26 protein-coding genes and 1 tRNA gene are annotated in these 26,936 nt (G+C 71.7%); 18 read left to right on the top strand and 9 right to left on the bottom strand.

Translation table 11 applies throughout. The features are described from left to right. Position 1: 1 nt before the first annotated feature. From ACFVTC_RS38535 to ACFVTC_RS38555, 5 genes are all read left to right on the top strand, one after another. A complete protein-coding gene (locus tag ACFVTC_RS38535; protein ID WP_390133816.1) occupies positions 2 to 1,411 on the top strand; it encodes a diaminopimelate decarboxylase in 1,410 nt (469 codons plus the stop codon). Positions 1,412 to 1,641: 230 nt separating this feature from the next. Next, positions 1,642 to 2,040: a hypothetical protein gene (locus ACFVTC_RS38540; RefSeq protein WP_168528466.1), complete on the top strand. Its 399-nt coding sequence runs from the start codon at positions 1,642 to 1,644 to the stop codon at positions 2,038 to 2,040. Continuing rightward, the gene (locus ACFVTC_RS38545) at positions 2,037 to 2,849 is read left to right on the top strand and encodes a transcriptional regulator (RefSeq protein ID WP_390133818.1); all 813 of its coding nucleotides are present in this window, start codon (positions 2,037 to 2,039) and stop codon (positions 2,847 to 2,849) included. Before ACFVTC_RS38540 ends, ACFVTC_RS38545 begins: the two co-directional genes overlap by 4 nt. 64 nt (positions 2,850 to 2,913) lie before the next feature. After that, a complete protein-coding gene (locus ACFVTC_RS38550; RefSeq protein ID WP_390133820.1) occupies positions 2,914 to 3,423 on the top strand; it encodes a roadblock/LC7 domain-containing protein in 510 nt (169 codons plus the stop codon). 16 nt (positions 3,424 to 3,439) lie between these two features. Then, positions 3,440 to 3,814, top strand: a complete 375-nt coding sequence (locus tag ACFVTC_RS38555; protein WP_148008749.1) for a hypothetical protein — start codon at positions 3,440 to 3,442, stop codon at positions 3,812 to 3,814. Between the two features lie 20 nt (positions 3,815 to 3,834). On the opposite strand, the gene ACFVTC_RS38560 is transcribed toward ACFVTC_RS38555, so the two are convergent. The 3 genes from ACFVTC_RS38560 to ACFVTC_RS38570 form a co-directional block, all read right to left on the bottom strand. Continuing rightward, a complete protein-coding gene (locus ACFVTC_RS38560) occupies positions 3,835 to 4,404 on the bottom strand; it encodes a hypothetical protein (RefSeq protein ID WP_390133822.1) in 570 nt (189 codons plus the stop codon). Between the two features lie 123 nt (positions 4,405 to 4,527). Beyond that, positions 4,528 to 5,388 (bottom strand): MurR/RpiR family transcriptional regulator, encoded by an 861-nt coding sequence (locus ACFVTC_RS38565; RefSeq protein WP_390133824.1) that lies wholly within the window; start codon positions 5,386 to 5,388, stop codon positions 4,528 to 4,530. After that, positions 5,385 to 6,905: an aromatic amino acid ammonia-lyase gene (locus tag ACFVTC_RS38570; protein WP_390133826.1), complete on the bottom strand. Its 1,521-nt coding sequence runs from the start codon at positions 6,903 to 6,905 to the stop codon at positions 5,385 to 5,387. The genes ACFVTC_RS38565 and ACFVTC_RS38570 overlap by 4 nt, the downstream gene beginning before the upstream one ends. Before the next feature lie 142 nt (positions 6,906 to 7,047). Between ACFVTC_RS38570 and ACFVTC_RS38575 the strand changes: the two genes are divergently transcribed. The 4 genes from ACFVTC_RS38575 to ACFVTC_RS38590 are packed head-to-tail and all read left to right on the top strand — an operon-like array spanning position 7,048 to position 10,349. Next, on the top strand, positions 7,048 to 8,088 hold the full coding sequence (locus tag ACFVTC_RS38575; RefSeq protein WP_390133866.1) for an ABC transporter ATP-binding protein: 1,041 nt from the start codon (positions 7,048 to 7,050) through the stop codon (positions 8,086 to 8,088). Next, entirely contained in the window at positions 8,085 to 8,726 is a 642-nt protein-coding gene (locus ACFVTC_RS38580; RefSeq protein ID WP_390133828.1) for an ABC transporter permease, read from the top strand. The genes ACFVTC_RS38575 and ACFVTC_RS38580 overlap by 4 nt, the downstream gene beginning before the upstream one ends. Position 8,727: 1 nt before the next feature. Beyond that, a complete protein-coding gene (locus ACFVTC_RS38585) occupies positions 8,728 to 9,402 on the top strand; it encodes an ABC transporter permease (RefSeq protein WP_390133830.1) in 675 nt (224 codons plus the stop codon). Positions 9,403 to 9,416: 14 nt separating this feature from the next. After that, positions 9,417 to 10,349: an ABC transporter substrate-binding protein gene (locus tag ACFVTC_RS38590; protein WP_390133832.1), complete on the top strand. Its 933-nt coding sequence runs from the start codon at positions 9,417 to 9,419 to the stop codon at positions 10,347 to 10,349. 331 nt (positions 10,350 to 10,680) lie between these two features. Here the strand turns inward: ACFVTC_RS38590 and ACFVTC_RS38595 are convergent, their stop codons facing one another. After that, positions 10,681 to 11,685 (bottom strand): LacI family DNA-binding transcriptional regulator, encoded by a 1,005-nt coding sequence (locus ACFVTC_RS38595; RefSeq protein ID WP_390133834.1) that lies wholly within the window; start codon positions 11,683 to 11,685, stop codon positions 10,681 to 10,683. A gap of 196 nt (positions 11,686 to 11,881) precedes the next feature. Between ACFVTC_RS38595 and ACFVTC_RS38600 the strand changes: the two genes are divergently transcribed. The 3 genes from ACFVTC_RS38600 (at position 11,882) to ACFVTC_RS38610 (ending at position 13,808) form a co-directional block, all read left to right on the top strand. After that, a complete protein-coding gene (locus tag ACFVTC_RS38600) occupies positions 11,882 to 12,775 on the top strand; it encodes an amidohydrolase (RefSeq protein WP_390133836.1) in 894 nt (297 codons plus the stop codon). Beyond that, positions 12,772 to 13,272: a cysteine dioxygenase gene (locus ACFVTC_RS38605; protein WP_390133838.1), complete on the top strand. Its 501-nt coding sequence runs from the start codon at positions 12,772 to 12,774 to the stop codon at positions 13,270 to 13,272. The genes ACFVTC_RS38600 and ACFVTC_RS38605 overlap by 4 nt, the downstream gene beginning before the upstream one ends. 104 nt (positions 13,273 to 13,376) lie before the next feature. After that, a complete protein-coding gene (locus tag ACFVTC_RS38610) occupies positions 13,377 to 13,808 on the top strand; it encodes a hypothetical protein (protein WP_168528478.1) in 432 nt (143 codons plus the stop codon). 453 nt (positions 13,809 to 14,261) lie between these two features. Here the strand turns inward: ACFVTC_RS38610 and ACFVTC_RS38615 are convergent, their stop codons facing one another. Then, positions 14,262 to 15,656, bottom strand: a complete 1,395-nt coding sequence (locus ACFVTC_RS38615) for a cystathionine beta-synthase (RefSeq protein WP_390133840.1) — start codon at positions 15,654 to 15,656, stop codon at positions 14,262 to 14,264. Between the two features lie 142 nt (positions 15,657 to 15,798). Between ACFVTC_RS38615 and ACFVTC_RS38620 the strand changes: the two genes are divergently transcribed. The 3 genes from ACFVTC_RS38620 to ACFVTC_RS38630 all read left to right on the top strand — a co-directional run bounded on the left by ACFVTC_RS38620 (position 15,799) and on the right by ACFVTC_RS38630 (position 19,677). After that, on the top strand, positions 15,799 to 16,818 hold the full coding sequence (locus tag ACFVTC_RS38620; protein ID WP_390133842.1) for an SGNH/GDSL hydrolase family protein: 1,020 nt from the start codon (positions 15,799 to 15,801) through the stop codon (positions 16,816 to 16,818). A gap of 476 nt (positions 16,819 to 17,294) precedes the next feature. Beyond that, on the top strand, positions 17,295 to 18,515 hold the full coding sequence (locus ACFVTC_RS38625) for an acetyl-CoA C-acetyltransferase (RefSeq protein ID WP_390133844.1): 1,221 nt from the start codon (positions 17,295 to 17,297) through the stop codon (positions 18,513 to 18,515). Between the two features lie 349 nt (positions 18,516 to 18,864). Beyond that, the gene (locus ACFVTC_RS38630; RefSeq protein ID WP_390133846.1) at positions 18,865 to 19,677 is read left to right on the top strand and encodes a hypothetical protein; all 813 of its coding nucleotides are present in this window, start codon (positions 18,865 to 18,867) and stop codon (positions 19,675 to 19,677) included. 51 nt (positions 19,678 to 19,728) lie between these two features. Here the strand turns inward: ACFVTC_RS38630 and ACFVTC_RS38635 are convergent, their stop codons facing one another. Next, on the bottom strand, positions 19,729 to 20,040 hold the full coding sequence (locus ACFVTC_RS38635) for a hypothetical protein (protein ID WP_168528482.1): 312 nt from the start codon (positions 20,038 to 20,040) through the stop codon (positions 19,729 to 19,731). A gap of 104 nt (positions 20,041 to 20,144) precedes the next feature. Between ACFVTC_RS38635 and ACFVTC_RS38640 the strand changes: the two genes are divergently transcribed. Next, positions 20,145 to 20,375, top strand: coding sequence for a DUF4287 domain-containing protein (locus tag ACFVTC_RS38640; protein WP_148008763.1), 231 nt, complete (start codon positions 20,145 to 20,147; stop codon positions 20,373 to 20,375). A gap of 139 nt (positions 20,376 to 20,514) precedes the next feature. On the opposite strand, the gene ACFVTC_RS38645 is transcribed toward ACFVTC_RS38640, so the two are convergent. The 3 genes from ACFVTC_RS38645 to ACFVTC_RS38655 all read right to left on the bottom strand — a co-directional run bounded on the left by ACFVTC_RS38645 (position 20,515) and on the right by ACFVTC_RS38655 (position 23,125). After that, positions 20,515 to 21,396 carry a Bax inhibitor-1/YccA family protein gene (locus tag ACFVTC_RS38645; RefSeq protein WP_168528484.1) on the bottom strand — a complete coding sequence of 294 codons (882 nt, stop codon included), beginning with the start codon at positions 21,394 to 21,396 and terminating at the stop codon, positions 20,515 to 20,517. 199 nt (positions 21,397 to 21,595) lie between these two features. After that, a complete protein-coding gene (locus ACFVTC_RS38650; protein WP_390133849.1) occupies positions 21,596 to 22,807 on the bottom strand; it encodes a 4-hydroxybenzoate 3-monooxygenase in 1,212 nt (403 codons plus the stop codon). 235 nt (positions 22,808 to 23,042) lie between these two features. Continuing rightward, a tRNA-Leu gene (locus ACFVTC_RS38655) sits at positions 23,043 to 23,125 on the bottom strand. Positions 23,126 to 23,517: 392 nt separating this feature from the next. Here ACFVTC_RS38655 and ACFVTC_RS38660 point away from each other — a divergent pair. Continuing rightward, a complete protein-coding gene (locus ACFVTC_RS38660) occupies positions 23,518 to 24,288 on the top strand; it encodes an ABC transporter ATP-binding protein (protein ID WP_390133851.1) in 771 nt (256 codons plus the stop codon). Between the two features lie 70 nt (positions 24,289 to 24,358). Further along, positions 24,359 to 26,887 (top strand): ABC transporter permease, encoded by a 2,529-nt coding sequence (locus ACFVTC_RS38665; RefSeq protein ID WP_390133853.1) that lies wholly within the window; start codon positions 24,359 to 24,361, stop codon positions 26,885 to 26,887. The last annotated feature ends 49 nt before the right edge of the window (positions 26,888 to 26,936 follow it).

Here is a 26,936-nt window from a genome sequence, read left to right on the forward strand (position 1 = left end):
GATGCCCCCGGGTGCCGGGAAGTCTCCCGCGAGGGGGGACGGGCACGGGACGGACTCCGATCGGGTGGCGCGGCGCGACGAGGCGGTCCGGGCCGCCGTGGAGCAGGGGCTACTGGGGCCCGAGTCCCCCATCATCGCGCTGCTCGACGTTCCCGGCATCAGGGCCTCGGCGGCGGCGCTGCGGGCGGCCTTCGACGCCGTGACGGCACCCGGCACACCCGTCCTGCACGCCTTCGCGGTGAAGGCGACCCCCCTCGTGCCCGTACTGCGGCTGCTGCACGAGCACGGCATCGGCGCCGAGGTGGCGAGCGCGGGCGAGCTGGCCCTCGCCCGGACGGCCGGAGTACCGCCCTCCCGGACCGTGCTCGACTCCCCGGCCAAGACGACCGCCGAACTGCGCGAGGCGCTGACGCTGGGCATCGCCGTCAACGCCGACAACCCGCAGGAGCTGACGCGCCTCGACGCCCTGGTGGGGACCACGACTCCCGCCTCCCCTCTCGGGATCCGGGTGAACCCGCAGGTCGGCGGGGGCTCCATCGAGGCACTCTCGACCGCGACGGCGACCTCGAAGTTCGGCGTCGCACTGCGCGACGAAGGCGCCCGGGAGTGGATCGTCCGGGCGTACGCCGACCGCCCCTGGCTGACCCGGCTGCACGCGCACACCGGATCGCAGGGGATTCCGCTCTCGCTGATGGCCCGGGGGATCGCCGAGACGTACGCGCTCGCCGAGGAGATCAACCGGCACGTCGGCAGGCGGCAGATCGACACGCTCGACATCGGCGGCGGACTGCCGGTCAACTTCGGCTCCGACGCCACGGCCCCGACCCACGCGCAGTACGCGCGGCTGCTCGCCGAGGCGGTGCCGGGGCTCTTCGACGGGCGGTACGGGCTGGTCACCGAGTTCGGGCGGTCGCTGCTGGCCAAACACGGAACCGTGGTCGCCCGGGTCGAGTACGCGAAGTCCGCCGGCGGACGGCCCGTCGCGGTCACGCACGCCGGGGTGCAGATCGCGGCCCGTACGGTGTACGCGCCCGCGGCCTGGCCGCTGCGCATCGCCGCGTACGACGCGAAGGGGCGGCCCAAGCCGGGGCCCGACGTGGTGCAGGACGTCGCGGGCCCGGCCTGTTTCGCGGGAGATCTGCTTGCCGAGGGACTCGCGCTGCCGCTGCTCGAACAGGGCGACTACGCGGCGGCGCTGGACACGGGCGCGTACTACTTCGCGCACCACTACGCGTACAACTCACTGGCCCGCCCCGGCATCCACGGCTACGCACCGGCCGGCGACCACCGGGACGCGGACGGACACGGGAGGGCGGGGGTGCGTTTCGCGGTCGTACGGGAGCCGCAGACCCTCGCCGAGATCGTCGCGGAGTCGGGTGGGGCCCGGCCGTCCGCACTCTCCGGCCTGTAGGGCCCGACGACAGCGCGCGGAGGTCGGCCGCGCGCCCCGGCGGGCTCACCGGCGCCCCCCGGCAGGTCTTCAAGCGGATGCCCGACCCACCGGAAAATGTGGTTAGTCGACCTACCTTAGTCACCGCCGGGCATGTTCCACAGGAAAATGCCATTTCCATCACTCGCCACGCACACGTTGCGTAACTTCGTCGTCACTCGGCCGAACCCTTTGGCGGGAGGGGATAAACGGTGCCCGGAATCGACGAGTGCCTACTGGAAGCCATGCGACTGCCTGGTGCCCGGGGTGCCGCGGTGGTCGACTGGACCAGCGGGCTGGCCCTGGGCACGGTCGGGGACGCGCCGGGCGGTGACCACGAGACGACCGCGGCCGAGGCCGCCGAGCTCGCCCGGCTCGCCGCCGAGCACAAGGCGTTCGCCCCGGCCGACGGTTCCGACTGGTCCGAGCAGGAGACACCGGTCGAGGACCTGATCATCAGCAACCGCGACAGCTACCACCTGCTGCGGTTCGTCAGGACCACCTTCGACAGCAGTGTCTTCCTGCACCTCTGGCTGGACCGGACGGACGGCAATCTGGCGCTGGCCAGGATCAGGCTCGGCGAGATGGCAGGGCGGCTGGTGCTGGGATGACCACGGTCAGAACACCGCCCCCGCTCGAACTTCCGGTGCGCGACAAGGGGGCGGGTCCCGTCAACACCGTCTCGCCGATGCTCAGCCGGCTCGCCGCCGAGCGCGCCACCGGCGTACTGGTGCGCGAGTGCGGTGTGCTCTACCTCTGCGACGGGGACGTCGTGCACGCCGAGAGCCCCGCCACCCCTTCGCTCGACGTGCTGCTCACCGCACGCGGGGTGGTCGCGGCGGAGGCGTGGCGGGAGGCGGTCGCGGAGGCCGGCGCGCGCCGCCGGGTCGGCCGGTTCCTGGTGGAACACGGCCGGATCGCCGAGGGCGCGCTGGAACTGTGCCACCTCGGGGCGCTGTACGACGCGGCGTACTTCGTGCTGGGCCCGAGCAGCACCCCGGCCCGGTTCCGGTACGGGGCCGCGCACTGGCTCGGTCCGGTACGCCCCGTACCGGTGGCCGCGCTGGAGCGCGAGACGGTGCGCCGCCGTGAGCTGCTGCACCGGGTCTGGCCCGACTCCGCGACGGACACCGCTCCGCTGGCGCGCTCCCGGCGCTCCTGCGAGCCGTCGCTCCCGCTCCGGCAGTGGTCCGTGCTCGGCCGGGTGGACGGCCTGCGCACGGCCTCGGACATCTCGCTCGCTCTGGGGCGGCCGGCCTTCCACACCCTGGTCGACGTCCGCCGGCTGGCCGCCGCCGGAGTCGTGACGGCGGCGAACCTGCCGGAGCGGCCTCCGGTGCCCACTGTGCTCACCCAGTCCTCCGCCGACCCCGACGTCGCGCTGCTGCGCCGGCTGCGAGACGCGCTGGAGGCGCTGTGACCCCGGAACGACGGGAGGCCCTGTGATCCGCGCGCTGCGACAGCGTGCCGAGAGGAGACTGCTGATGGCGGCGGAACCCGAAGTCCTCGACGAACTGCACCGGTTGAGGGCCCGCGTGCCCCAGCTGACCGGTGCTCTGGCGGCCAGCGTCGACGGTCTCGTGCTCGCCCACGACACGCCCGGAGTGGAACCCGAGGGCGTGGCCGCGCTCACGGCGGCCGCGCTGGGGGTCGCCGTGCGGATGGCGGACGCCACCGGGCAGGGCGACTTCCGCGAGCTGCTGGTGCGCGGCGTCGACGGCTATGTGGCGACGTACGCGGCGGGCGCCTCCGCCGTACTGACGCTGCTGGCCGAGGACCGGGTCAACGTCGGCCGGCTGCATCTGGAGGGACGGCGCTCCGGAACCCGGATCGGCGAGCTCGTGGAGGCCGCGACGGCGCGCGGCGAACCGGTCACCCCGGCGAGGGCTCCCACCCGGACCGCCCCGCTGCCCACCCGCGCCCGCCCGGCGCGCGGCGCATCCCGCACATCGACCACTCCTACACCCAACACCCCACGCACATCGGAAAGCTGAGAAGGAGAACCACACCATGACCAACACCGAAACCGCACTGAAAGAGGCGCTTGCGTCCATCGAGGGCGCGACCGGAGCGGCTCTCGTCGACTACACCAGCGGCATGGCGCTGGGCACGATCGGCGGCAGCAAGGGCTTCGACCTCACCGTCGCGGCGGCCGGCAACACCGACGTCGTCCGCGCCAAGCTCCGCACCATGGAGCACCTCGGTCTGAAGGGCGAGATCGAGGACATCCTGATCACGCTGTCCGACCAGTACCACCTGATCCGGCTGATGAAGGGGCGCGGCGGCAACGGGCTCTTCCTGTACCTGGTGCTCGACGCGAAGCGTGCCAACCTGGCGATGGCCAGGCACCAGCTGAAGAGGATCGAGGCGGACCTCGAGGTGTAAGGGGCCGGGCCGGCACCCGGTCAGCGACGTCGCGCTCCTCCGGGCGCGGCGTCGCCGGCCGCCACACCGGTGGCCCGGCACGCCTTGACCGGCTTGCCCGCGGGTGCACCGGAGCCCCGGCCCAGCCAGTCGACCCGTACCCAGATCAGCGCCTGCCCGGCGCGTTCGCGGCGCCCGAGCCAGGCGGCCTTCAGCCACAGGCCGACGCCCGCGCCGGCCAGCAGCATGCCGCCGGCGGCGGGCAGGGCGAAGGAGCCGCCCAGCGCGGCCACGAAGGCGAGCAGCAGCCACCAGCGGTGGCCGCGGCGCCAGTTGCGTATCGTCACGGCCCGGTCCTGCAGCACGTCGTGCTTGCCCGCACGGGCCGCGGAGCGGACCAGGGCGGCATACCGCTTCCTGCGGGTGTACGCCATCACGGCGGCGGCCAGGACGAACAGCGCGGCGCCGGCCAGGACGCCGATACGCCGCCCGGTCAGGCCCGGCACCAGCACTCCGACACCGGCCGCGAACACTCCGCACCACCACAGCGGCGCGGCCCCGGCCCTCACCACGACAGCCACCCGGGCCAGTCCCTGCCCTCCGTGCGCCACCTTCCGCCTCCCTTTCGTCCGCCGTCAGCGTCTTCGGGCGGGCAGGCTAACGAGCGAAGGTGAGACGAGTCTGAGAACCGCGGCCGCGCCACCGGACCGAGACCGAGACCGAGACCGCGGAACCTATTCCACGAACAGTCCCCGGGCCGAGGCCCGGGTGTCGAACTCCTCCAGCCGCGCCTGGGCGTCCGGCAGGTCGTCGCACATCGCCTCCAGCAGGACCCGCCCGAGGAGCATGGGGGCGCAGGCCGTGTCGAAGGCGAGGCCGGTTCCGACCGCGGCGGGCAGCAGCAGGTCCGACACCTTCGCCACCGGCGCGAAGGCGGAGTCCGCGACCGTGACGACCGTCAGGCCCACCTCCTTCGCATAGCCGAGGGCGTCCACGACCTCGCGCGGGTGACGGGGCAGCGCGAAGCAGAGCAGGGCACTCGCTCCGGCGCGCACGGCGGCGTCGACGCGGTCGTGCAGCATGGTGCCGCCCTCGTGCAGCAGCCGTACGTCGGGGTGGACCTTGGCGGCGAAGTACGCGAAGCCGTACGCCTGGGAGGCCGCGGCCCGCAGCCCGAGCACCGGGAGCGGGCGGGAGGCGGCCAGCAGGCGGCCCGCGCGCTGCACCGGGCGCGGGTCGGCGAGCACCGCGGCGAGGTGCTTCAGGTTCTCGATCTCCGCCTCGACGGCCTGCTGGTACTCGTTGTACGAGCCGGGGGCCGCCGCCTGTTCGGTGGGGGCGACCTCGCGCAGGTGCCGGCGCAGCGCCGGGTAGCCGTCGAAGCCCAGCGCGACCGCGAAGCGGGTCACGGACGGCTGGCTGACGCCGGCGAGTTCGGCGAGTTCGACGCTCGACAGGAACGGCACGTCGGCCGCGCGCCGCACCATGCTGTGCGCGATGCGCCGCTGGGTCGGTGTCAGCCGGTGCCCCTCGAAGAGCGCCTGAAGGCGCCCGGCCGGGCTGTCCGTCACGTTCATGTCCCTGTCCACGCTCATGATCCGCTCCCCCTCCAGATGTCCGCGAACCGGTCGAGCAGCGCGGCCGCCGCCGTCACGTCGTCGGTGAGCGGCCGGTCGGCCTGGTCGAGGCCGAGCACCGACTCGGCCAGTTCCAGCGCCCGTCCGACCGGCAGCTCCGGGTCCGGCCGCAGGTCGCGCTGGCGCAGCGCCCGTGCGGCGGCGACCAGTTCACAGCCGACGACGAGACGGTAGGCACCGCACGCCCGCAGTGTCTGCCGTGCGGCGAGCGAGGCGAAGCTCGCCTGTTCCTCGACGCCCCGGGAGAGTACAGCGTGGCCGAGCGAGGCGGGCGCGGAGAAGGCCCGCAGGTCACCGAGGGCGGCCCCGGCGGCGTATTCCAGGATCATCACTCCGGAGGACGCGGGCTCCTGGTCGGCGAGGAAGGGCCGCAGCCGGGTGTAGGCGGGTTCGTTGAGGGTGGAGAGCCGGGAGGTGGACAGCCGGGCCACCTGGGTGATCGCGAGCCTGAAGTGGTCCAGTGCGAGGGCGAGTTGGGCCTGGTAGAAACCTCCGTGGTGGTAGGCGGCCATGTCCTCGGCGGAGATCAGGGGATTCTCGGCGGCCGCGTTGATCTCGACGGAGAGGACCTCGTCGAGCGCGTCCGCGGCGTCGTGCGCGGGCCCGTGGATCTGCGGAACGCACCGGAAGCCGTACGGGTCCTGGATCCGCCCGAGCGGCGGGGTGGGCCGGTCGGCGGCGCCGATCAGCTCCCGCATCCGCCGGGCCACTTCGACCGACCCCCGGTGCGGCCGCGCGGCGTGCACGGGGGCGGCGTACGCCTCGTGCGAACCGTCGACGGCCAGCAGCGACAGCGCGGCGACGACCTGGGTGGCCGCGATCAGTCCGCGCAGCTCGTGCAGGGCCAGGGCGGACTGACCGAGGGTGAGGGCGTTGCTGCTGATCAGCGCGAGGGCGTCGTTGTTGTCGAGGGGCTGGGGGCCCGGAGCGCCCGTTCCCCTCCACCGGTGCTCCCCCACCAGCGCCAGTCCGAGCTGGGCCAGTGCCGCGATGTCCCCGGTGCCGACCGATCCGAACTCGTTCACGACGGGGTACGCCCCGGCCTCCAGTGCCTGGCACAGGGCGGTGACGACGGTGGGCCGCAGACCCGCTCCGCCCGCCAGCAGCTGGTTGGCGCGGACGGCGAGCATGGCCCGTACCTGCCGGGCGGGGAGCTCCTCGCCGATCGCCCCGGCGTGGCTGCGCAGCAGCCGCAGACCGTGCTCGGCGGCCGCCTCGGTCGGCACGTCCTCGTTCCGGTTGGCGCCGACACCGGTGGAGCGGCCGTAGACCCGGCCGGTCGCGGCGATCTGCCGGGCGGCGTCCCAGGACACCTCGACGCGCTTCATCGCCTCGGTGCCGGGGACCGGGCGCGCGGTGCCGTCGGCGAGCCGGACGATGTCCTCGGCACCGGTGCCGCACCCGTCCAGGACCACGAGCCCGGCCGCGAACGGTGCGTCCACCGCGTCGAACGTGTCCACATTCCGAGACGACATAAGACCCGAACTCCCCTCGATCCCGACATTGAATCTTGCCTGGCGGCCATAAGTAACCAGCGATTAACGCCGGACCGTTGACAACCTATTCAGGTACAGAGAACTCTGCATGACGATATGCAGACCGGGCAAGGGACACCTCATGATCCAGTTCGACACGGTCCACAAGCGCTTCCCCAACGGCACCACCGCAGTCCACGACCTCTCCCTGGAGATGCCGGAAGGCGGCGTGACCGTCCTCGTCGGATCCTCCGGTTGCGGTAAGACCACCACCCTGAGGATGATCAACCGGATGGTCGATCCGACCTCCGGGACCATCCGCGTCGGCGGCAAGGACGTCCTGGAGCGGGACGCCGCCGAACTGCGCCGCTCCATCGGCTACGTCATCCAGCAGTCCGGCCTCTTCCCGCACCGCACGGTGCTCGACAACATCGCCACCGTGCCGCTGCTGCTGGGCTGGGGCCGCAGGAAGGCCCGCGCCCGAGCGACCGAACTGCTGGAGACGGTCGGCCTGACCGCCGACGCCGGCAAGCGCTACCCCCACCAGCTCTCCGGCGGCCAGCAGCAGCGCGTCGGCGTGGCCCGTGCCCTCGCCGCCGACCCGCCCGTCCTGCTCATGGACGAGCCCTTCGGCGCGGTCGACCCGGTGGTGCGCACCCAGCTCCAGGACGAACTGCTGCGACTGCAGAAGGAGTTGAGCAAGACCATCGTCTTCGTCACGCACGACGTCGACGAGGCGGTCCGGCTCGGCGACCAGATCGCGATCTTCCGGACCGGTGGCCACCTGGTGCAGTGCGCGAGCCCCGCCGAACTGCTCGCCCGCCCGGCGGACGACTTCGTCGCCGACTTCCTCGGCGCCGAGCGTGGCCTGAAGCTCCTCTCGCTGGAGAACCTCGCCGAGGTGCCGCAGGGCCCCGCCCCCGAGGGCGGCCCTTGGACCCTCGCCCTCGACGAGGACCGCCGCCCGCTGAACTGGCGCTCCGCCTCCGGGGACACCGCCTTCCCCGTACGGCCGCTGCGGGACGGCGACTCCCTGCTCGCCGCCCTGAACGAGTCGATCGCCTCGCCGGCCGGTCTGGTGGCGCGGGTCGACGCACAGGGCGCGCTGACCGGTGTCACCTCCCGGGACGACATCCACGAGCACGCCGCCAGGGCCCACGGCACCGCGAGCGTCGCCATATGACCATCGACTGGTCCTGGCTGGGCGACCACACCGACGACCTGACCAGCCTCACCCTCTCGCATCTGCAGGCCGCGCTCTCCGCGGTCCTCCTCGGCCTGCTGATCTCCCTCCCGCTGGCCGTGCTCGCACACCGCGTCCGCCCCCTGCGCGGAGTACTCCTCGGCCTCTCGAACGTCCTCTTCACGATCCCCTCGATCGCGATCTTCGTCCTCCTGCTCCCGGTGAGCGGCCTGACCCGCACCACCACGGTCATCGGCCTGACGGTCTACTCCCTCGTCGTCCTGCTGCGGAACACCGTCGAGGGACTCGACTCGGTCCCCGCGAAGACCAAGGAGGCCGCGAAGGCCATGGGCACCCGCCCGCTGCGCACCCTCCTCACCGTCGAACTCCCGCTCGCCCTCCCGGTGATCATGGCGGGGGTCCGCATCGCGACGGTGATGTCGATCTCCCTGGTCTCCGTCGCCACGTACATCGGCGACGGCGGACTCGGCCAGCTCTTCACGGACGGATTCCAGCGCGACTTCCCGACGCCGGTGATCGTGGGCGTCGTGCTGACCCTGCTGCTGGCCCTGGTCGCGGACGCGCTGCTGGTCGCGATCCAGTACGTACTCACCCCGTGGACGAGGCGGCGAGCCTGACATGTACGAACTCTTCCAGAACCTCGCCAAATGGCTGGTCAGCGGCGACCAGTGGGCCGGCAACGACGGCATCGCGCACCGGATCGCCGAGCACCTGGAGTACTCGCTGTTCGCCACGCTCATCGCCGCCGCGATCGCGCTGCCGCTCGGCCTGTTGATCGGTCACACCGGCAGGGGCGCGTTCCTCGCCATCAACCTGTCCTCCTTCGGGCGCGCGCTGCCCACCGTGGGCCTGGTCGTCCTGGTCTTCCTGATCAGCGGTCTGTCGCTGTGGTCGGTGTACGTGGCCCTGGTCGTCCTGGCCGTACCGGCCATCGTCACCAACACCTACGCGGGCATGAGCGCCGTCGACCCGGAGGTCAAGGACGCGGCCCGCGGCCAGGGCATGCGTGGTCACCAGGTCCTGTTCCAGGTGGAGATCCCGCTGGCCCTCCCCCTGATCATGACGGGCCTGCGGCTCTCCCTCATCCAGGTCGTGTCCACCGCCACGATCGCCGCGTACGTCAGCTTCGGCGGCCTGGGCCGGTACGTCTTCGACGGCCTGGCGCAGCGCGACCTCGTCCAGGTCCTCGGCGGCGCGGTCCTGGTGGCGGTCGTCGCCGTCGTGCTCGACCTCGCGCTGGCCGGACTCCAGCGCTACCTCTTCCGTCATCTCCGTTCCGCCGCCGCCCACTGAGGAGCCGAAGAACCATGAACCGTAGGACTCTGCTCGGGGGCCTGTTCGCCGCGGCCTCCGTCCCCGCCCTGGCCGCCTGCGGCGGCGGCATCACCTCGCTCGACAACTCCGGCGGCGGCAGCGGCGGCGGCTCCGGATCCAGCGCCGGCGGTCTGACCATCGGCACCGCCAACTTCACCGAGAACCAGATCCTCGGCTACCTGTACGCGGGCGTCCTGTCGGCCGCGGGCATCAAGACCAAGGTCCGCCCCAACCTGGGCTCGCGCGAGATCGTCGTGCCCGCGCTGGAGGGCGGCGACATCGACCTGCTGCCCGAGTACCAGGGCAGCCTGCTCCTCTACCTGGACGCGAAGGCCACGGACACCGAGGCCGGCGCCATGCAGAACACGCTGACGACCGTGCTGCCCGCCGGTCTGGAGGTCCTGCCGTACGCGGCGGCCGAGGACCGCGACAGCTTCGCGGTCACCCGGGAGACCGCCGACAAGTACGGCCTCAAGAGCCTCGCCGACCTGCGCAAGGCCAACGGGAAGCTGGTCCTGGGCGCGGCGGCCGAGATGAAGAAGCGGGTCGTCGGGGCGGTGGGCCTCAAGGAGCGCTACGGCGTGGAGTTCAAGGAGTTCAAGTCCCTCGACTCCTCCGGCCCGCTGGTCAAGGGTGCCCTGAAGAAGGGCGACGTCGACGTCGCCAACGTCTTCACCACGGACGTGGACGTCATCGAGAACGGCTGGGTCGTCCTCACCGACCCGCTGAACCTGATCCCGTCCCAGCACATCGTCCCGCTCATCGCCTCCCGCAAGGCCGACGCCAAGGTCCGCAAGGCACTGGCGTCCCTCGGCAACGTGCTCTCGTCCGAGGAGCTGACCCGGCTCAACCGGCTGGTGGACAAGGAGAGGAAGGATCCGGACGAGGTCGCGGACGCGTGGCTGAAGACGAAGAAACTGTCCTGACCCGCCCTTCTCTCGCCCCCGCCGCCCCTACCCGACCCATCCCGTACCTGGGGGCTCCGCCCCCAGACCCCCGTTCGGCCTTGAGGGCCTCGTCCTCAAGCGCCGGACGGGCTGAGGGTGCGGGCCCGCGCTGAAAGGCCGACGCTCGAACGGTGGCCAGTCAGCGCGGGCCAACATCTCCAGCCCGTCCGGCGCTTGCGGACGAGCCCTTCGGGCGAAGCGGGGGTCCAGGGGGCGGGCGGCAGCCCCTTGGCGGGGTCCGGGGCGGAGCCCCAGGGACAGGACGGATCGGGTCGGGCAGGGGCGGCGGGCGCGAAGAACGCTCGTGGGACTACACCCGTACAGCCGAACCCCGTTCACTCATCCGAGGCGCACACAGAATCCTCTTCCTCCGCACCCGCTTGCCCTCGATCGCCGCAACCGTCAACCGCGCAGCCTCCGCCGCGATCTCGGGCAACCCCCAGTCCACCGTGGTCAACGGCGGCGCGAGCACCCGCGAGACGGGATGGTCGTCGAACCCGACCACGGACACGTCCCGCCCGACCACGAGCGACGCCTCGGCCGCCGCCGCGTACACCCCGTACGCGAGAGAGTCGGAGAAGCAGAACACCGCCGTCGCGGGCCGGGGCCCGTCCAGCAGCCGGCGCGCCACCACCGTCGCCTCCCCCAACTCCTGGGGGCACGGCACCAGTTCGGCCCGCAACCCGAGTCGCTCGGCCGCCTCGCGCACATACACGTCGGCGGGCCGGTCCGGCGTGCTCGGCCGGGTCGGGGTCAGCACCGTCACCCGGCGGTGGCCGAGACCGTGCAGATACTCCAGCACCGCGTCGATACCGGCCCGGTTGTCGAAGATGACCTGCCCCGCCGTACGGGCCGCGCTCAGCGAGTCCCCGACGGCCACCACCGGCAGCGCGTCGGCGATCGCCGCCCACCCCTCGGCCGAGGGGTCCACCGGCGACACGAGGAGCGCGTCCACCCGCTGATCGCGCAGCTGCTTGGCGAGCACCAGCTCACGGTCGGGATCGCCACCGGCGTCCAGGATCAGCGCGTAACGGTCCCCGGCCAGCAGCTCCCGGCCGATGGCCGCCATCAACTGCTGCTGCCACAGGTCCTGGAGGTCCCCCGCGAGGACGCCGACCATGCTCGTACGGCCGCTGGCCAGCGCGCGGGCGATGGGATCCGCCTCGTAACCGAGCTCGGCCGCGGCCTTGCGCACCCGCTCCTCGGTCTCCTTCGAGACGTGCTTGCCCCGCAGGGCGTAGGAGACGGCGGCGGTGGAGAGACCCGTGGCCTCGGCCACCTCCCGGAGGGTGGTGCGCTTATTGGGCCTGGCCATGTCCGGAAGCCTACCGGGAGGCGTCCGGACTACGGGCGCATGCTTGACACGACACCTTGTTAACCGCTTAAGTTAAGCGCATAAGTGAAGCGGTTAACCTGATCCGGAGCCACCCTTTCCGGACTCTTCCCGGACCCCTCACGGCCCCCTCCTGACACCCCGCCCCTCCCCGAGGACTCCTTCCAAGGACCGCCGCGTGCCCACCGACGTCCACCAGCACCTATGGCCGCCCGCGTTCATCGACCTGCTGCGCACCCGTACCGCGCCACCGCGCCTCGACGGCTGGACCCTGTATCTGGCGGGCGAGCCACCGTACGAGGTCGACCCTGCCGACCACGACCTCGCCGCCCGCACCGCGCTCGCCCGCGCCGACGGCCTCGGTCTGGCCCTGGTCTCGCTGTCCAGCCCCCTCGGCATCGAGTTCCTGCCGCCCGCGGACGCCGCCCCCCTGCTGGCCGCCTTCCACGACGGCGCGCTCGCGCTGCCCCCGCCCTTCGGTGTCTGGGCCTCCCCCTGCCTGTCCGCACCGCAGCCCGCGGCGGTCGAACGGGAGCTCCGTCGCGGCTGTGCGGGCCTCCAACTCCCGGCCACCGCCCTCCTGGACGCGGCCGGCTGGGAGCGCCACGCACCGCTCCTCGACGTCCTGGTCCACGAGGACAAACCGCTGTTCGTGCACCCGGGCGCGGCGCCGCCGACCCCGCACGCCCCGCCCTGGTGGCCGGCGCTGGTGCCCTACGTCCACCAGATGCACGCGTCCTGGTTCGCCTTCCGCGCCTTCGGCCGCGCCCGCCACCCTCGGCTGCGCGTCTGCTTCGCCGCCCTCGCCGGGCTGGCGCCACTGCACGGCGAGCGGCTCGCGGCCCGCGGCGGAGGGCGCGGCGAGATCGACTTCGACGTCTTCTACGAGACCTCCTCCTACGGAACCCGCGCGGTGGACGCGCTCGTCCGGGCCGTCGGCATCGACGTGGTCGTCAGCGGCAGCGACCGCCCCTACGCGACCCCCGTCCTCCCCGACCTCGGCGCGGACGCCGCCGTCCACTCCCTGCGCACCGCCAACCCCGACCGACTGCTGAAGGGAGCCACCCCATGACGTACCAGGCCCTGCCGGACCGCACGCTCGACAAGCGCGAACTCCAGGCCCTCGTCGACGATCTCGCCGCCCGCCCCGACCGCTGGCGCGAACAGGTCGCGTTCTCCGACGAGGAGCGGCACTACGCCTCGCTGTACCGCGACGAGTACGTCGACGTCTGGCTGCTGTGCTGGACGCGGCGGAACGACACCGGCTGGCACGACCACGACATCTCCTCCGGCGCCGTCGCCGTCGTCCAGGGCGCGCTGAACGAGTCCAACCCGCGCATAGGCGGCAGCCATCTCTCCGTCACCGTCGGCGCCGGCGAGTCCTTCTGCTTCGGCCCCGAGCACATCCACCGCCTCACCGGCGCCACCGACGACGCGGTCTCGCTGCACGCGTACTCGCCGCCGCTGTGGCGGCTGGGCCAGTACGACATCACCGAGGACGGCCTGATGCGCCGGATCTCCGTCTCGTACGCGGACGAGCTGCGCCCGCTGGACCTTCCGGCCGCGTGACCCCGCCGGAGTCGCCCAGGGCCTCCCCACGGGGGTGCGGCCCCGCTTCAAGAGGGGGGCTAACCCCAGTGCCTCAGGGGCTTCCGCTCCCTACCGTGGACACCATGACCGGTAGGGAAGCGGGCGGCGACGCCGAACTGAAGAAGGAACTCGACGCCACTCTGCACGCGCGCAGGGAGTTGGGCGACGAATACGAATCCGCGCTCGTCGACTCCTTCCTGGAGAAGGTCGAGCAGCGACTCGACGGGGCGGTCGACCGAAGGGTGCGACGGCAGCTCGCCGAGCAGCAGATGGTGGTGGCCCGTGGCGCGCGCTCACCCCAGGGGACCGATTCATGGGGCGAACGCTTCGGCTTCGGCATCGTCTCGCTGGTCCTGGCGGTCCCGCTGTCCGCGATCGGCGGCGGGATCGCGCACCTGCCCGGACTGCTCGTCGCCTGGGTCGGCATCGTGGGGGTGAACGCGGTCCAGGCCGCACGCGTCTCCCCGGGCCTCTTCGGCCGCCGTCACCGGGAGAAGTCGGACTGGGAGGACTGACCGGACGCGGGACGACCGACACGGGGACACGGGGACACAGGGGACACGGGGGACACGGCGAGGAAGAGGAAACTGAAGGGCCCGGCACCCTCGGGGTGCCGGGCCCTTCCTACGTGTTGCGCGGGGACCGCCGCACCCCCGTTGCCGGGGGGCGGGACGACGGCGGTCCCCGCGAGGGACGCGGGGACCGGTCAGGGCCGGGCTTGCGCGTCCTTGGCGTCCATGGAGGTCCGGGAGCCGCTCCGGAGGTCCTTGGCGCCGTTTCGGTGCCGGCCGGGGCGGGGAGCCGCTCCCGCCCTGCCGACATCCACCAATGTGCCGGACGCGTGTTAAGCGGGTGCTGCGCGGACGTGACACGCTCGTACCACTTCCGCGAAGTTCCTCGCCGGGCGACCGGAAGATCCGCCCAGGAGGGGAGCTTCCGGAGATTTCCGCCCGCCCACCTGCGGACATCTACTGTCGGGTGCCGCCCTTGGCGAGGAAGGACAGCAGGTCCTGGCGGCTGACGACGCCGGTGGGCTTGCCCTCGACCAGCACGATGGCGGCGTCGGCGGTGCCGAGCACGGACATCAGGTCGCCGACCGGCTCCCCGGAGCCGACCTGCGGCAGGGGCGCCGACATGTGCTTCTCCAAGGGGTCCTGCAGCGAGGCCCGCTGGGTGAACAGCGCGTCGAGCAGTTCGCGTTCGACCACGGACCCGACGACCTCGGCGGCCATCACGTCCGGGTGACCGGCGCCGGGCTTGACGATCGGCATCTGGGAGACGCCGTACTCGCGCAGCACCTCGATGGCCTCGCCGACCGTCTCGTCCGGGTGCATGTGGACGAGCGAGGGGATGGAGCCGCCCGCCTTGTCGTTCAGGACGTCGCAGACCCGCGCGCTCGGGCCGGTGTCCTCCAGGAACCCGTAGTCCGCCATCCACTCGTCGTTGAAGATCTTGCTGAGGTAGCCGCGCCCGCTGTCGGGCAGCAGGACGACCACGACGTCGTCGGGTCCGAGCCGCTCGGCCACGCGCAGCGCGGCCACCACGGCCATGCCGCAGGACCCGCCCACGAGCAGCCCCTCCTCCTTCGCGAGCCGCCGCGTCATCTGGAAGGAGTCCTTGTCGGACACGGCGACGATCTCGTCCGCGACCGTCCGGTCGTACGCCGTCGGCCAGAAGTCCTCACCGACGCCCTCGACCAGGTACGGCCGCCCGGACCCGCCGGAGTACACGGACCCCTCGGGGTCGGCGCCGACGACCTGCACCCTGCCGTCGCTCGCGTCCTTCAGGTACCGCCCGGTCCCGGAGATCGTCCCGCCGGTGCCCACGCCGGTGACGAAATGGGTGATCCGCCCCTCCGTCTGCTCCCACAGCTCGGGGCCGGTGGAGTGATAGTGCGAGAGAGGGTTGTGCGGGTTGGAGTACTGGTCCGGCTTCCAGGCGCCGGGCGTCTCACGGACGAGCCGGTCGGACACGTTGTAGTACGAATCCGGGTGCTCCGGGTCGACGGCCGTCGGACAGACGACGACCTCCGCGCCGTACGCCCGCAGCACGTTGATCTTGTCGGTGGAGACCTTGTCCGGGCAGACGAAGATGCACTTGTAGCCCTTCTGCTGGGCCACGATCGCCAGGCCGACCCCGGTGTTTCCGCTGGTCGGCTCGACGATGGTGCCGCCGGGCTTGAGGGCGCCGCTCTCCTCCGCGGCCTCGATCATGCGCAGGGCGATGCGGTCCTTGACGGACCCGCCCGGGTTGAAGTACTCAACCTTCGCCAGGACGGTCGCCTGGATGCCCGCGGTCACGTTGTTGAGCCTCACCAGCGGGGTGTTGCCGACGAGACTGATCATCGAGTCGTGGAATTGCACCGTTGTCTCCGGAGCTGCGTTCTAAAGGGATGGTCCCGTCAGCCTAAGGCCCCACGTGGGCGTTCACGTGTCGTTGAGATTGGCCGACCCGTTCCACGGGGCAAGCAGTGGTTGTACGGCTACGAGGAGGTGGCGGCGACGCATGACGAGTTTGTCGAGGGCGAGGGTGGCACGGCGGATCGCGGCGGGCGCGGCGTACGGCGGCGGCGGGATCGGTCTGGTGGGCGCCGCCGCGATCGGTGTCGTACTGGCCGAGGTGCAGCTGGCGAAGCGCCATGTGGGGAACGGACACGGTCAGGCGCCGCGCGCGAACGGTCTGTACGGGTACGCGTACGCGACGCAGGACGGGCCGCCGCTGCGGCTCGCGATGCTCGGTGACTCCACCGCGGCGGGGCAGGGGGTGCACCGGCCCCGCCAGACACCCGGCGCGCTGCTGGCCTCCGGGCTCGCGGCGGTCGCCGAACGCCCGGTCGAACTCTGCAATGTCGCGCTCCCGGGCGCCCAGTCCGACGACCTCGACCGGCAGGTGGCGCTCGCCCTCGAGGACACCGCGCGGGTGCCCGACATCTGCGTGATCATGATCGGCGCGAACGACGTCACCCACCGGATGCCGCCCACGCGATCGGTCCGTCACCTGTCCGCGGCGGTACGCCGGCTGCGCACCGCCGGTGCCGAGGTCGTGGTCGGCACCTGTCCCGATCTGGGCACGGTCGAGCAGGTCCCGCAGCCGCTGCGGTGGCTGGCCCGGCGTGCCTCCCGGCAGCTCGCCGCCGCGCAGACCATCGGGACGGTCGAGCAGGGCGGGCGGACGGTGTCCCTGGGTGACCTGCTGGGCCCCGAGTTCGAGGAGAACCCGCGCGAGCTCTTCGGTCCCGACAACTACCACCCCTCCGCCGAGGGGTACGCGACGGCGGCGATGGCCGTACTGCCCACGGTGTGCGCGGCGCTCGGCCTGTGGCCCGCCGACGAGGACCGGCCGGACGTCTCCCGCCGCGAGGGGTTCCTGCCGGTGGCACGGGCGGCCGCGGAGGCGGCGTCCGAGGCCGGTACGGAGGTCACGGCCGCGATGCCGACGGGCCCCCGGGGGCCCTGGGCCCTCCTCAAGCGCCGCCGGCGCCGGCGCGTCCCCGCCACGGACCCGGCACCCACGCCGACCCCCTGAACCGGGGCCCCGCCCCGCCCCCGGTGGGTTCTTCGGGTGCGGGTGGGTGGGGGCTGGTCGCGCAGTTCCCCGCGCCCCTGAAAGGCGCGGGGCGCGCCCGGGGTTCTCAGTCCGGGCCCGCATCTCCAGCGCAGGCCCGCACCCTCAGCCCGTCCGGCGTTTGAGGACGAGCCCTTCGGGCGACGGCGGAGATCCGCGCAGGCCCGCAACCTCAGCCCGTCCGGCGTTTGAGGACGAGCCCTTCGGGCGATGGCGGGGGTCCAGGGGGCGCAGCGCCCCTGGCGGGGGTCTGGGGGCGGAGCCCCCAGGGACGGGTCGGCTACGGGCGGCGGGGGCGAGAACCCGGCCGACCAAAAAAGCAAGCGCTTAGAAAAGTGCGTCCGGAGTCACACGACCTGAGCGGTGACCTGGACGGTACGGACGGGTAACTTCCCAAGCAGTCCCGCCCGTCCACCTCTCGTGCCCATGGAGCCGTGATGCCCGAAGCCGTGATCGTCTCAGCCGCCCGCTCCCCGATCGGCCGCGCCTTCAAGGGCTCCCTGAAGGACGTCCGCCCCGACGACCTGACCGCCACGATCATCCAGGCCGCCCTCGCCAAGGTCCCCGAGCTGGACCCCAGGGACATCGACGACCTGATGCTCGGCTGCGGTCTCCCCGGCGGCGAGCAGGGCAACAACCTCGGCCGCATCGTCGCCGTACAGATGGGCATGGACCACCTCCCGGGCTGCACGATCACCCGTTACTGCTCCTCGTCCCTCCAGACCAGCCGCATGGCCCTGCACGCCATCAAGGCCGGCGAGGGCGACGTCTTCATCTCGGCAGGCGTGGAGTTGGTCTCCCGCTTCACCAAGGGCAACTCCGACTCCCTGCCCGACACGCGCAACCCCTTCTTCGCGGAGGCCGAGGCCCGCACCGACGCAGTCGCCAAGTCCGAGGGCTCGACCTGGCACGACCCGCGCGAGGACGGCCTCGTCCCGGACGCGTACATCGCGATGGGCCAGACCGCCGAGAACCTGGCCCGGATCAAGGGCGTCACCCGCCAGGACATGGACGAGTTCGGCGTCCGCTCGCAGAACCTCGCCGAGGAAGCCATCAAGAACGGCTTCTGGGAGCGCGAGATCACCCCGGTCACGACCCCCGACGGCACGGTCGTCAGCAAGGACGACGGCCCGCGCGCCGGCGTCACCCTGGAGGGTGTGCAGGGCCTCAAGCCCGTCTTCCGCCCGGACGGACTCGTCACCGCCGGAAACTGCTGCCCCCTCAACGACGGCGCCGCCGCCCTCGTGATCATGTCCGACACGAAGGCCCGCGAGCTCGGCCTCACCCCGCTCGCCCGGATCGTGTCCACCGGCGTCACCGGCCTCTCCCCCGAGATCATGGGCCTCGGCCCGGTCGAGGCGAGCAAGCAGGCGCTCCGGCGCGCCGGCCTCACCGTCGACGACATCGACCTGTTCGAGATCAACGAGGCCTTCGCCGCCCAGGTGATCCCCTCCTACCGCGACCTGGACATCCCGCTGGACAAGCTGAACGTGAACGGTGGCGCCATCGCCGTCGGCCACCCCTTCGGCATGACCGGCGCCCGCATCACCGGCACGCTCATCAACTCCCTCCAGTTCCACGACAAGCAGTTCGGCCTGGAGACGATGTGCGTCGGCGGCGGCCAGGGCATGGCGATGGTCATCGAGCGCCTCAGCTGATCCAGCCGATCCAGCTGATCCACGGACAGACTGATCCACGATCAACCCACGACGGGATCGCACACCCTCCTTACGGGTGACCGCGGTCGGACCCAGCGTGACGGATCGGCCCGGATCCCGGTTGCCACCGGGACTCCGGGCCGATTTGTGATCCAATCCCCCCCAAGATGTGACCTATCTCCCCCCGGAGAGGGATTCACGCAGGTCAGAGCCGTTATGTAGGCAAACCCGGGGCCCAAAGCCCTGTCCTATTCGTGACGTTACGCACTGACAGCTCGATGGTCCGCCCTTCAAGCTGATGTAGGAAGTCGGGGGTCGACTTTGAACCGGGAGTACGTCAGTGAGCGCCATGCCGATTGCTTTGCTGCTCACCACCGCCGCGACCGCGGCAGTGGGCGTCGCCGTTCTGCGCACCCTGCTGGGTCTGCGCGGGCAGGTCGCAGCTCTGCGCAACGAACTCGCCGAGAACCGCGCCGGCGCCGCGCGCGGTCTCGTGCCCGCGGCCCGCTCGGCGGCGGACACCGACGAGATACGCGCCGCGGTGACCGAGGCGCTCGCCGAGGAACGGGAGCGGGAGCTCGCCGAGGCCCGTGCCTTCTGGGCCGCCCAGGAGGCGCGTGACGCCTCGGACGCGCCCTCGCTGCTCGGCCTGACCGACAGCGAACTGTTCACGGCCCGCCCTTCGGACTTCGCGGGGCTGGAGTACCTGGAGACGGTCACCGAGCCCGACCTGGACGCCGAGGAGTTCTCACCCAAGGACTTCGTGCAGGGCGGCACCGTCGGGGACTCGCCCGAACTGGCCGCCGCCCGCCGCCGTCACCCCTCCCACCCGGACTTCGTGCCGGTCCAGTCACCCGTCGCGAACGACCACGAACGCACGGTGGCCTGCCTGGAGGAGCTCGCCGAGTCCCGTACCGAGCTGGCGGACGTCCGCCCCGGCCCGCTCGGCACCCTCGACGTCTACGTCTTCGCGGACGGGACGACGCTGTGCATGACCCCGGGCCACCGCGAGACCGCGGAGCGGCTGGCCGCGTCCCTGCGCGCGGGCGAGACCCCGGTCCTGCTGGGCGGCTCGGGCGTCTCCGGCGCGTACGCCCTGACGTTCGCGTGCGGCGAGGAGAACGTCTACATCCTGGCGGACCGCGTCATAGCGTCGCTGTAGCGCGCCACCGTCTCGCGGCGAGCGCCCCGGAAAAAGGGGCGCGCGCCCGCGTCAGACCCCGGCCCGCTTCTGGGCCTCCTCCACCAGCGCCACCGCCTCCGCGACTTCCGCCTCGTCCCTCAGTACGAGCGCCAAATCGTGCGCCGCGACCGTGATTTGGTCGGCGGCGGCGAACATCCCCGCCTCGGGCATCTCCCTGGGCTCCCCCGACGGGTCCTCCACACGCTGGGCACGCAGTGCCAACTCCCTGGCCAGACCCAGTGCCTCGGCAGCCGCCCCCCGCTGCAGCCGGCTCTGCGGGGCGGCCCGCAACCGGTCGGCGAAGTGGTCCACGGCTCGGGTCAGCGACGTCGTATCAAGCACGCCGCGAGACTACGCGCCGCGACGGGACTGTTGCCAACAACCCAACCCTCAGGCACCGTGGCGTGAAGGACCGGCCTACATCCCCTTTGCGTCCGGAGGCGCCGATGTCCCAAGTGTTCTCGCAGGAGACCCACCGCAATCTGCTCGCCCGCATCCCCCACTGCACCGGTCGTGAGATCTCCGACTGGCTGCGCACCGTCGACGAAGGCCCCGCTCTCTTCCGCTTCGAGGAGAAGGTCAGCTGGCTCCGCGCCGAGCACGACCTCGCGTACGGCCACGCCAAGGCGATCATTCACGAGTACGACCTGAGGAGGGCCGCGCGCAAACTGCTGTGAGCGCGCACCACCGGCACCACCAGGTGTCCCACAGACGTCCCGACAGGCATCCGCGAACAGCGAAGGGCCCGCGAACCGGTGGTTCGCGGGCCCTTCGGACGCCTGCCGCCGGCCGTCGCCGGCCGCACGGTCCGTGTCGCTAGTCGTTGCTGCTGAAGATGGCGACCAGCCGCAGCATCTCGACGTAGATCCACACGAGGGTCATGGTCAGGCCGAACGCGGCCAGCCAAGCCTCCTCGCGCGGCGCGCCGTACGCGATGCCGTCCTCGATCTGCTTGAAGTCGAGGGTCAGGAAGAACGCGCCGATCAGGATCGCCAGGATGCCGACGATCGCGCCCAGCGGACCCATGCTGCGCAGTCCGCCGTCCCCGGCAACGCCGAAGGCGACGAGCAGCAGGTTGACCGCCATGACGACCACGAAGGCGATGGCGATGGCCATACCGATGCGCGCGTACCGCGCGGTCACTCGGATCCAGCCCGCCTTGTAGACGAGCAGGGTCGCGCCGGCCACCGCCATGGTGCCCAGGACCGCCTGGAAGGGGGCGCCGCTCCACCGCTCGTTGTACATCTCGCTGATGACCCCGAGGAAGACGCCCTCGAAGGCGGCGTAACCGAGGATCAGCGCGGGCGTGGCCTTGCGCTTGAACGACTGCACCATCGCCAGGACGAACGCCACGAGGGCGGAGCCGATGGCGAGGCCGTAGCTGGTGGACGAGACGGGCAGGAGTGCCCACGCCAGGATGGCGCCGACGGTGACGGTGCCGAGCGTCATGGCGGAGCGCATGACGACGTCGTCCATCGTCATCCGGCCGGTGGTGGCCGGGGCCTGCGGCGGGGCGCCGTACTGCTGGCCCTGCTGTGCGTAGGGGTTCTGCGCGTAGGGGTTGCCGCCCTGCTGGGCGTACGGGTTGGCCTGCGTGCCGACAGCGGGTCCCCCGGCCTGCGGCGCCGCGTTGAATCCCGCGTAGCCGTTGTCGCGGCTGAACCCCCGTCGCGAGAAGACCGGGTTGCTGCTCCTCATTTCACTCCTCCATGGCCACCCTGCGCGGCCTTGGCCTCAAGGGTAATAGGTAGGCAAAGGATCGACCCTACTGCTTGGGGAGGATCTTTCCCTCGTCCTGCCAAGGTACGCGTGTGTTCCCTGGCCTGCGAGCACTGGTACCAAGCCGTGACAGGTCCCTGTCGCGGCGCCCCGGCCGGGCCCCTCGGCTCCGGTTCTCTCACTCCAGCGGAAACCCGGTGTATCCCTCCGCCAGATCCGTCTCCGCCGCCCGTGAGGCGGCCACCCGGCGCAACCGGGCGAGCTGGATCCGGTCCTCGAAGGGGGTCGCGCCGGGGGCGCGGTGCAGCAGGGTCGTCATGTCGTACGAGAACCGCTCGGCCTGCCAGACCCGGCGCAGACAGGTCTCGGAATAGGCGTCCAGGCGCTCGGCCGAACCGGTGTCGCCGAGGTGCGTCAGGGCGCGGGCGAACGTCACGACGTCGCCGACGGCGAGGTTGAGTCCCTTGGCCCCGGTCGGCGGGACGATGTGGGCGGCGTCCCCGGCGAGGAAGAGCCGCCCGTACCGCATGGGCTCGTGGACGTAGCTGCGCATGGGGGTGACGGACTTCGCGGTGACCGGCCCGCGCTCCAGCCGCCAGTCGTCACCGGTCTCGAAGCGCCGCTCCAGCTCGTCCCAGATCTCCTCGTCCGCCCACTCACCCGCCTCCGTGCCCTCCGGTACCTGGAGGTAGAGCCGGGAGACGGCCGGTGAGCGCATGCTGAGCAGGGCGAAGCCGCGGTCGTGGCGGGCGTAGACCAGCTCGTCGTGGGAGGGCGCCACATCGGCGAGTATCCCGAGCCAGCCGAAGGGGTACGTCCGTTCGAACACGTGGGAGAGCCCGGCGGGCACCGCCTTGCGGGCCACGCCCCGGAACCCGTCGCAGCCGACGACGTAGTCGCACTCGAGCACGTCCTCGTGCCCCTCGCGTCCCTCGCGTCCCTCGCGTCCCTCGCGTCCCTCGTGCCGGAAGCGGATCCGCGGCCGGTCGGTCAGCGCCCCCTCGACCGCGAACGCCTCCGCGCCGAAGAGCAGCGGGCCCCCCTCCTTGAGCTGGAGCGCGATCAGGTCCTTGCAGACCTCCGTCTGGGCGTACACCAGCACGGAGCTGCCTCCGGTGCGGGCCGGGAAGTCGACCCGGTGCCGCTCCCGCTCGAAGCGCAGCTCGATCCCGTCGTGCCGCAGCCCCTCCCGGTCCATCCGCTCCCCGGCCCCGGCGGCCCGCAGGACGTCGGCGGTCCCCTGCTCCAGGATCCCGGCGCGCTGCCGCCGCTCCACGTACGCACGGTCGCGGCTCTCCAGCACCACGGAGTCGATCCCCGCGTTGCGCAGCAGCCGCGCCAGCAGCAGTCCGGCCGGCCCGGCTCCGATGATCCCGACGGTGGTACGCATCCGGCACGCCCCTTCGCGGTCCCTGCGCCTGTTCGTCCGTTCGCCTGGCGTCCGTTCGCCCGACATCCGCCCGCCTGACGATTGTTCGCCTGGTGAAATTTCCTGCACCATTTTCGAACGGGAGTCTCCGGCGGCACGCGCTTGCTGTCAACGGATCGCGACGAACTCCTCCGGCGGGGTGCACCCGGGGAGGACGGTTCGGGAGGAGACGGGAGGGAACGGGAGAGGTCGGAGGTGCCCGGAACCGGACTTGAACCGGTACGCCCGCGAGGGGCAGCGAGGTTTAAGCTCGCCGTGTCTGCATTCCACCATCCGGGCAGGCCATGGGCTCCGCGTCGAGATTCCGAGCCTATCGGGGCCCGCTCCTCGAACAGCGGCCGGGCGAACCGATGTTGTCTTATTTTATTGACGTCTGAGGGTGCATCAGCCCCAGGTACGGGCCATCAGCACTTGCCAACAGCCTTCCGGGCGGTGCGGAGACGCGTATGCGGAATGACGGAATTTCACCGTCCGAACGGACGCACCCCACGCGGCCGTACCCGGACGGGGCTCAGGGAACACCCTCATCCCCAGGTATGACTCCGCCGCTCGCGGTCCGACCGGAGGCTGCCCCGGGAACCGGAACAGCGGCTGACTCCACGGCGCCGAACGGCCGGGACGATGGGACACGTCCCCCACGAACGCCGTCGTCCCGACAGGAGCACCCTCCCGTGACCACCACGCCCCTTGCCGACCGGACCACCACGGTGGCCGCCCGCGCCACGGAACTGTCGAAGGTCTACGGACAGGGCGAGACCCAGGTGGTCGCCCTCGACCGGGTCTCCGTCGACTTCCGCCAGGCCGAGTTCACCGCGATCATGGGCCCCTCGGGCTCGGGCAAGTCCACGCTGATGCACTGCGTGGCGGGCCTCGACTCGTTCTCCTCCGGCTCCGTGCGCATCGGGGAGACCGAACTGGGCTCCCTCAAGGACAAGCAGCTCACGAAGTTGCGCCGGGACAAGATCGGCTTCATCTTCCAGGCGTTCAACCTGCTGCCCACGCTGACGGCCCTGGAGAACATCACCCTCCCGATGGACATCGCCGGCCGCAAGCCGGACCGGGAGTGGCTGGACAAGGTCATCACGATGATCGGCCTCGCCGACCGCCTCCGCCACCGCCCCTCCCAGCTCTCCGGCGGCCAGCAGCAGCGTGTCGCCGTCGCCCGCGCGCTGGCCTCCCGGCCCGACATCATCTTCGGCGACGAGCCGACCGGGAACCTCGACTCGCGCTCGGGCGCGGAGGTGCTGGGCTTCCTGCGCAACTCGGTACGGGAACTGGGGCAGACCGTCGTCATGGTCACCCACGACCCGGTCGCCGCCGCCTACGCCGACCGCGTGGTCTTCCTCGCCGACGGCCGCATCGTCGACGAGGTGCACGGACCGACCGCGGACTCCGTCCTGGACCGCATGAAGCAGTTCGACGCCAAGGGCCGCACCAGCTGACCCGCCGTCAACCCGCCCCCCGGGTCCCCGCACCGTCCTGAACAGCCTCACCCTCCTGGACTGAGAAACCATGTTCCGTACCGCCCTGCGCAACGTGCTCGCGCACAAGGCCAGGCTCCTGATGACCGTGCTCGCCGTGATGCTCGGCGTGGCGTTCGTGTCCGGGACCCTCGTCTTCACCAACACCATCTCGGACGCGTACCAGAAGAGCTCCGCCAAGGGCTTCGGCCAGGTCGACGTGGCCATCCAGCCGGAGAGCCGCAAGGACACCGGCGACACGATCGGCAAGGACCCGAAGCTCACCCAGGCCCTGCTGGACAAGGCGGCCAAGGTCCCCGGCGCCGGTTCCACGATCGGCGTCGTGAACGGCTTCACCGCCATCGCCGGCAAGAACGGCAAGCTCGTCGGCAACGGCTTCCAGTCGCAGGGCGGGAACTACTGGGGCACCAAGGACCCCCGGTACCCGCTGACGAGCGGCCACGCGCCCCGGGGCGGGAACGAGGTCGCCCTCGACTCCAGGACCGCCGCACGGGCGGGCTACAAGGTCGGCGACACCGTACGGCTCTCGGTCGACGGCCCGGTCCTCACCCCCACCGTCGCCGGCGTCTTCACCACCGACGACGGCAACGTCGCGGCCGGCGGCAGCCTCGCCCTCTTCGACACGGCGACCGCCCAGCGGCTCTTCCACCGGGCCGGCGAGTTCGACGAGATCGACGTGAAGGCCGCGCCGGGCACCAGCCAGACCGCCCTGCGCGGAGCCCTCGGCCAGGTCGTCCCCAAGGACGTCGCCTCCACCACCACGGGCAGGCAGCTCGCCGACGACCAGGCCACCCAGATCGCCTCGGCGATGAGCGGCATGAAGACGGGCCTGCTGGTCTTCGCCGGCATCGCTCTGTTCGTCGGTACGTTCATCATCGCCAACACCTTCACCATGCTGGTCGCCCAGCGCACCAAGGAACTGGCGCTGCTGCGCGCCGTCGGCGCCTCCCGCAGGCAGGTCACCCGGTCCGTCCTCGTCGAGGCGTTCTTCGTCGGCGCGGTCGCGGCGGTGGCGGGCCTGGTCGCGGGCATCGGCATCGGCGCGGGGATGCGCTCGCTCATGGGCACCCTCGGCGCCACCGTCCCGGACGGCCCGCTGGTGATCACGCCCGGCACGATCGCCACGGCCCTGCTCGTCGGTGTTCTCATCACGATGCTCGCCGCCTGGCTGCCCGGCCGCCGCGCCGCGAAGATCCCGCCGGTCGCCGCGATGAGCAGCGTGCACGCGCAGGCGACCACCAAGTCCCTCGTCGTACGCAACGCGCTGGGCGCCCTGTTCGCCGGCGCGGGCGTCGCCGTGGTCCTGTACGCGACGACCATGAGCGGCTCGGACGGGCAGGCCCCCATGGGCCTGGGCGCGGTCCTGCTCATCATCGGCGTCTTCGTCCTCACCCCGCTGCTGTCCCGCCCGCTGATCGCGGCGGCCGCGCCGGTCCTGCGGGTCTTCGGGGTGTCCGGCAAGCTGGCCCGCCAGAACTCGGTCCGCAACCCGCGCCGGACCGCCGCGACCGCCTCCGCCCTGATGATCGGACTCACGCTGATCACCGGGATGACGGTGATGGCGGGCAGCCTGCAGCAGGCGATCGACAGGATGGCCAGCTCCGCGCTCAAGGCGGACTACGTCGTCTCGATGGCGAACGGCAACTCCCTCTCCCCCGACGTCGCGAAGACGCTGTCCGGGCTCGACGGGGTCACCGCCACCAGCCCGCTGCGCAACGCGCCCTCGCGGATCGACGGCGACACCGAGTACCTGACGGGCGTCAACGGCGCGTCCATCGCCCGGCTCACCGACCTCAAGGTCGACGAGGGCGCCTTCAAGGTCGGTGGCAGCCAGGTCGTCGTCGACAAGGACACCGCCGAGTCCCACCACTGGAAGGCCGGTTCCGCCTTCACGGTCGCCTACGAGGACGGCGCGAGGAAGCGCCTCACGGTCGCCGGTGTGTACGAGGGCAACCAGATGATCAGCGGCATCATCCTGGACGCCACCACGCTCGCGCCGCACCAGAGCGACGCCTCCGACATGCAGGTCATGCTGAAGACGTCGAGCGGCACGTCCGACGCCACCAAGACCAGGCTGGAGAAGGCCCTCGGCGACAACCCGGCCATCCAGGTACAGGACAAGAAGGACATCTCCAACGGCATCGCGCAGATGTTCACCCTGATCCTGAACATGCTCTACGGCCTGCTCGCGATGGCGGTCGTCGTCGCCGTCCTCGGGGTCATCAACACCCTCGCCATGTCGGTCTTCGAGCGCTCGCAGGAGATCGGGATGCTCCGCGCGATCGGCCTCGACCGCAAGGGAATCAAGCGGATGGTCCGCCTGGAGTCCCTGGTCATCTCGCTCTTCGGCGGTGTGCTCGGCATCGGTCTGGGTGTGTTCTTCGGCTGGGCGGCCGGCGAGCTCGTCGGCAGCAGGATGGCGACGTACGAGCTGGTCCTGCCCTGGGCCAGGATGGCCCTCTTCCTGCTGCTCGCGGGCACGGTCGGCGTCCTGGCGGCGCTGTGGCCGGCCCGCCGGGCGGCCCGCCTGAACATGCTGACGGCGATCAAGTCCGAGTAGCCACGGCGGCGGTACGCGGAAGGGCCCCGTTCCGAGCAGGAACGGGGCC

The organism is Streptomyces sp. NPDC057950 (assembly GCF_042887295.1).
GTDB classification, from domain to species: Bacteria; Actinomycetota; Actinomycetes; order Streptomycetales; family Streptomycetaceae; genus Streptomyces; species Streptomyces kaempferi.

Bases quoted from the DNA above. Each gene is read 5' to 3' on its own strand.
- ACFVTC_RS38665 (WP_390133853.1), top strand. From the start codon at position 24,359: ATGTTCCGTACCGCCCTGCGCAACGTGCTCGCGCACAAGGCCAGGCTC.
- ACFVTC_RS38555 (WP_148008749.1), top strand. From the start codon at position 3,440: ATGACCAACACCGAAACCGCACTGAAAGAGGCGCTTGCGTCCATCGAG.
- ACFVTC_RS38645 (WP_168528484.1), bottom strand. From the start codon at position 21,396: ATGAGGAGCAGCAACCCGGTCTTCTCGCGACGGGGGTTCAGCCGCGAC.
- ACFVTC_RS38630 (WP_390133846.1), top strand. From the start codon at position 18,865: ATGCCGATTGCTTTGCTGCTCACCACCGCCGCGACCGCGGCAGTGGGC.
- ACFVTC_RS38605 (WP_390133838.1), top strand. From the start codon at position 12,772: ATGACGTACCAGGCCCTGCCGGACCGCACGCTCGACAAGCGCGAACTC.
- ACFVTC_RS38595 (WP_390133834.1), bottom strand. From the start codon at position 11,685: ATGGCCAGGCCCAATAAGCGCACCACCCTCCGGGAGGTGGCCGAGGCC.
- ACFVTC_RS38565 (WP_390133824.1), bottom strand. From the start codon at position 5,388: ATGAGCGTGGACAGGGACATGAACGTGACGGACAGCCCGGCCGGGCGC.
- ACFVTC_RS38610 (WP_168528478.1), top strand. From the start codon at position 13,377: ATGACCGGTAGGGAAGCGGGCGGCGACGCCGAACTGAAGAAGGAACTC.
- ACFVTC_RS38570 (WP_390133826.1), bottom strand. From the start codon at position 6,905: ATGTCGTCTCGGAATGTGGACACGTTCGACGCGGTGGACGCACCGTTC.
- ACFVTC_RS38535 (WP_390133816.1), top strand. From the start codon at position 2: ATGCCCCCGGGTGCCGGGAAGTCTCCCGCGAGGGGGGACGGGCACGGG.
- ACFVTC_RS38550 (WP_390133820.1), top strand. From the start codon at position 2,914: ATGGCGGCGGAACCCGAAGTCCTCGACGAACTGCACCGGTTGAGGGCC.
- ACFVTC_RS38585 (WP_390133830.1), top strand. From the start codon at position 8,728: ATGTACGAACTCTTCCAGAACCTCGCCAAATGGCTGGTCAGCGGCGAC.
- ACFVTC_RS38620 (WP_390133842.1), top strand. From the start codon at position 15,799: ATGACGAGTTTGTCGAGGGCGAGGGTGGCACGGCGGATCGCGGCGGGC.
- ACFVTC_RS38575 (WP_390133866.1), top strand. From the start codon at position 7,048: ATGATCCAGTTCGACACGGTCCACAAGCGCTTCCCCAACGGCACCACC.
- ACFVTC_RS38590 (WP_390133832.1), top strand. From the start codon at position 9,417: ATGAACCGTAGGACTCTGCTCGGGGGCCTGTTCGCCGCGGCCTCCGTC.
- ACFVTC_RS38640 (WP_148008763.1), top strand. From the start codon at position 20,145: ATGTCCCAAGTGTTCTCGCAGGAGACCCACCGCAATCTGCTCGCCCGC.
- ACFVTC_RS38650 (WP_390133849.1), bottom strand. From the start codon at position 22,807: ATGCGTACCACCGTCGGGATCATCGGAGCCGGGCCGGCCGGACTGCTG.
- ACFVTC_RS38580 (WP_390133828.1), top strand. From the start codon at position 8,085: ATGACCATCGACTGGTCCTGGCTGGGCGACCACACCGACGACCTGACC.
- ACFVTC_RS38545 (WP_390133818.1), top strand. From the start codon at position 2,037: ATGACCACGGTCAGAACACCGCCCCCGCTCGAACTTCCGGTGCGCGAC.
- ACFVTC_RS38625 (WP_390133844.1), top strand. From the start codon at position 17,295: ATGCCCGAAGCCGTGATCGTCTCAGCCGCCCGCTCCCCGATCGGCCGC.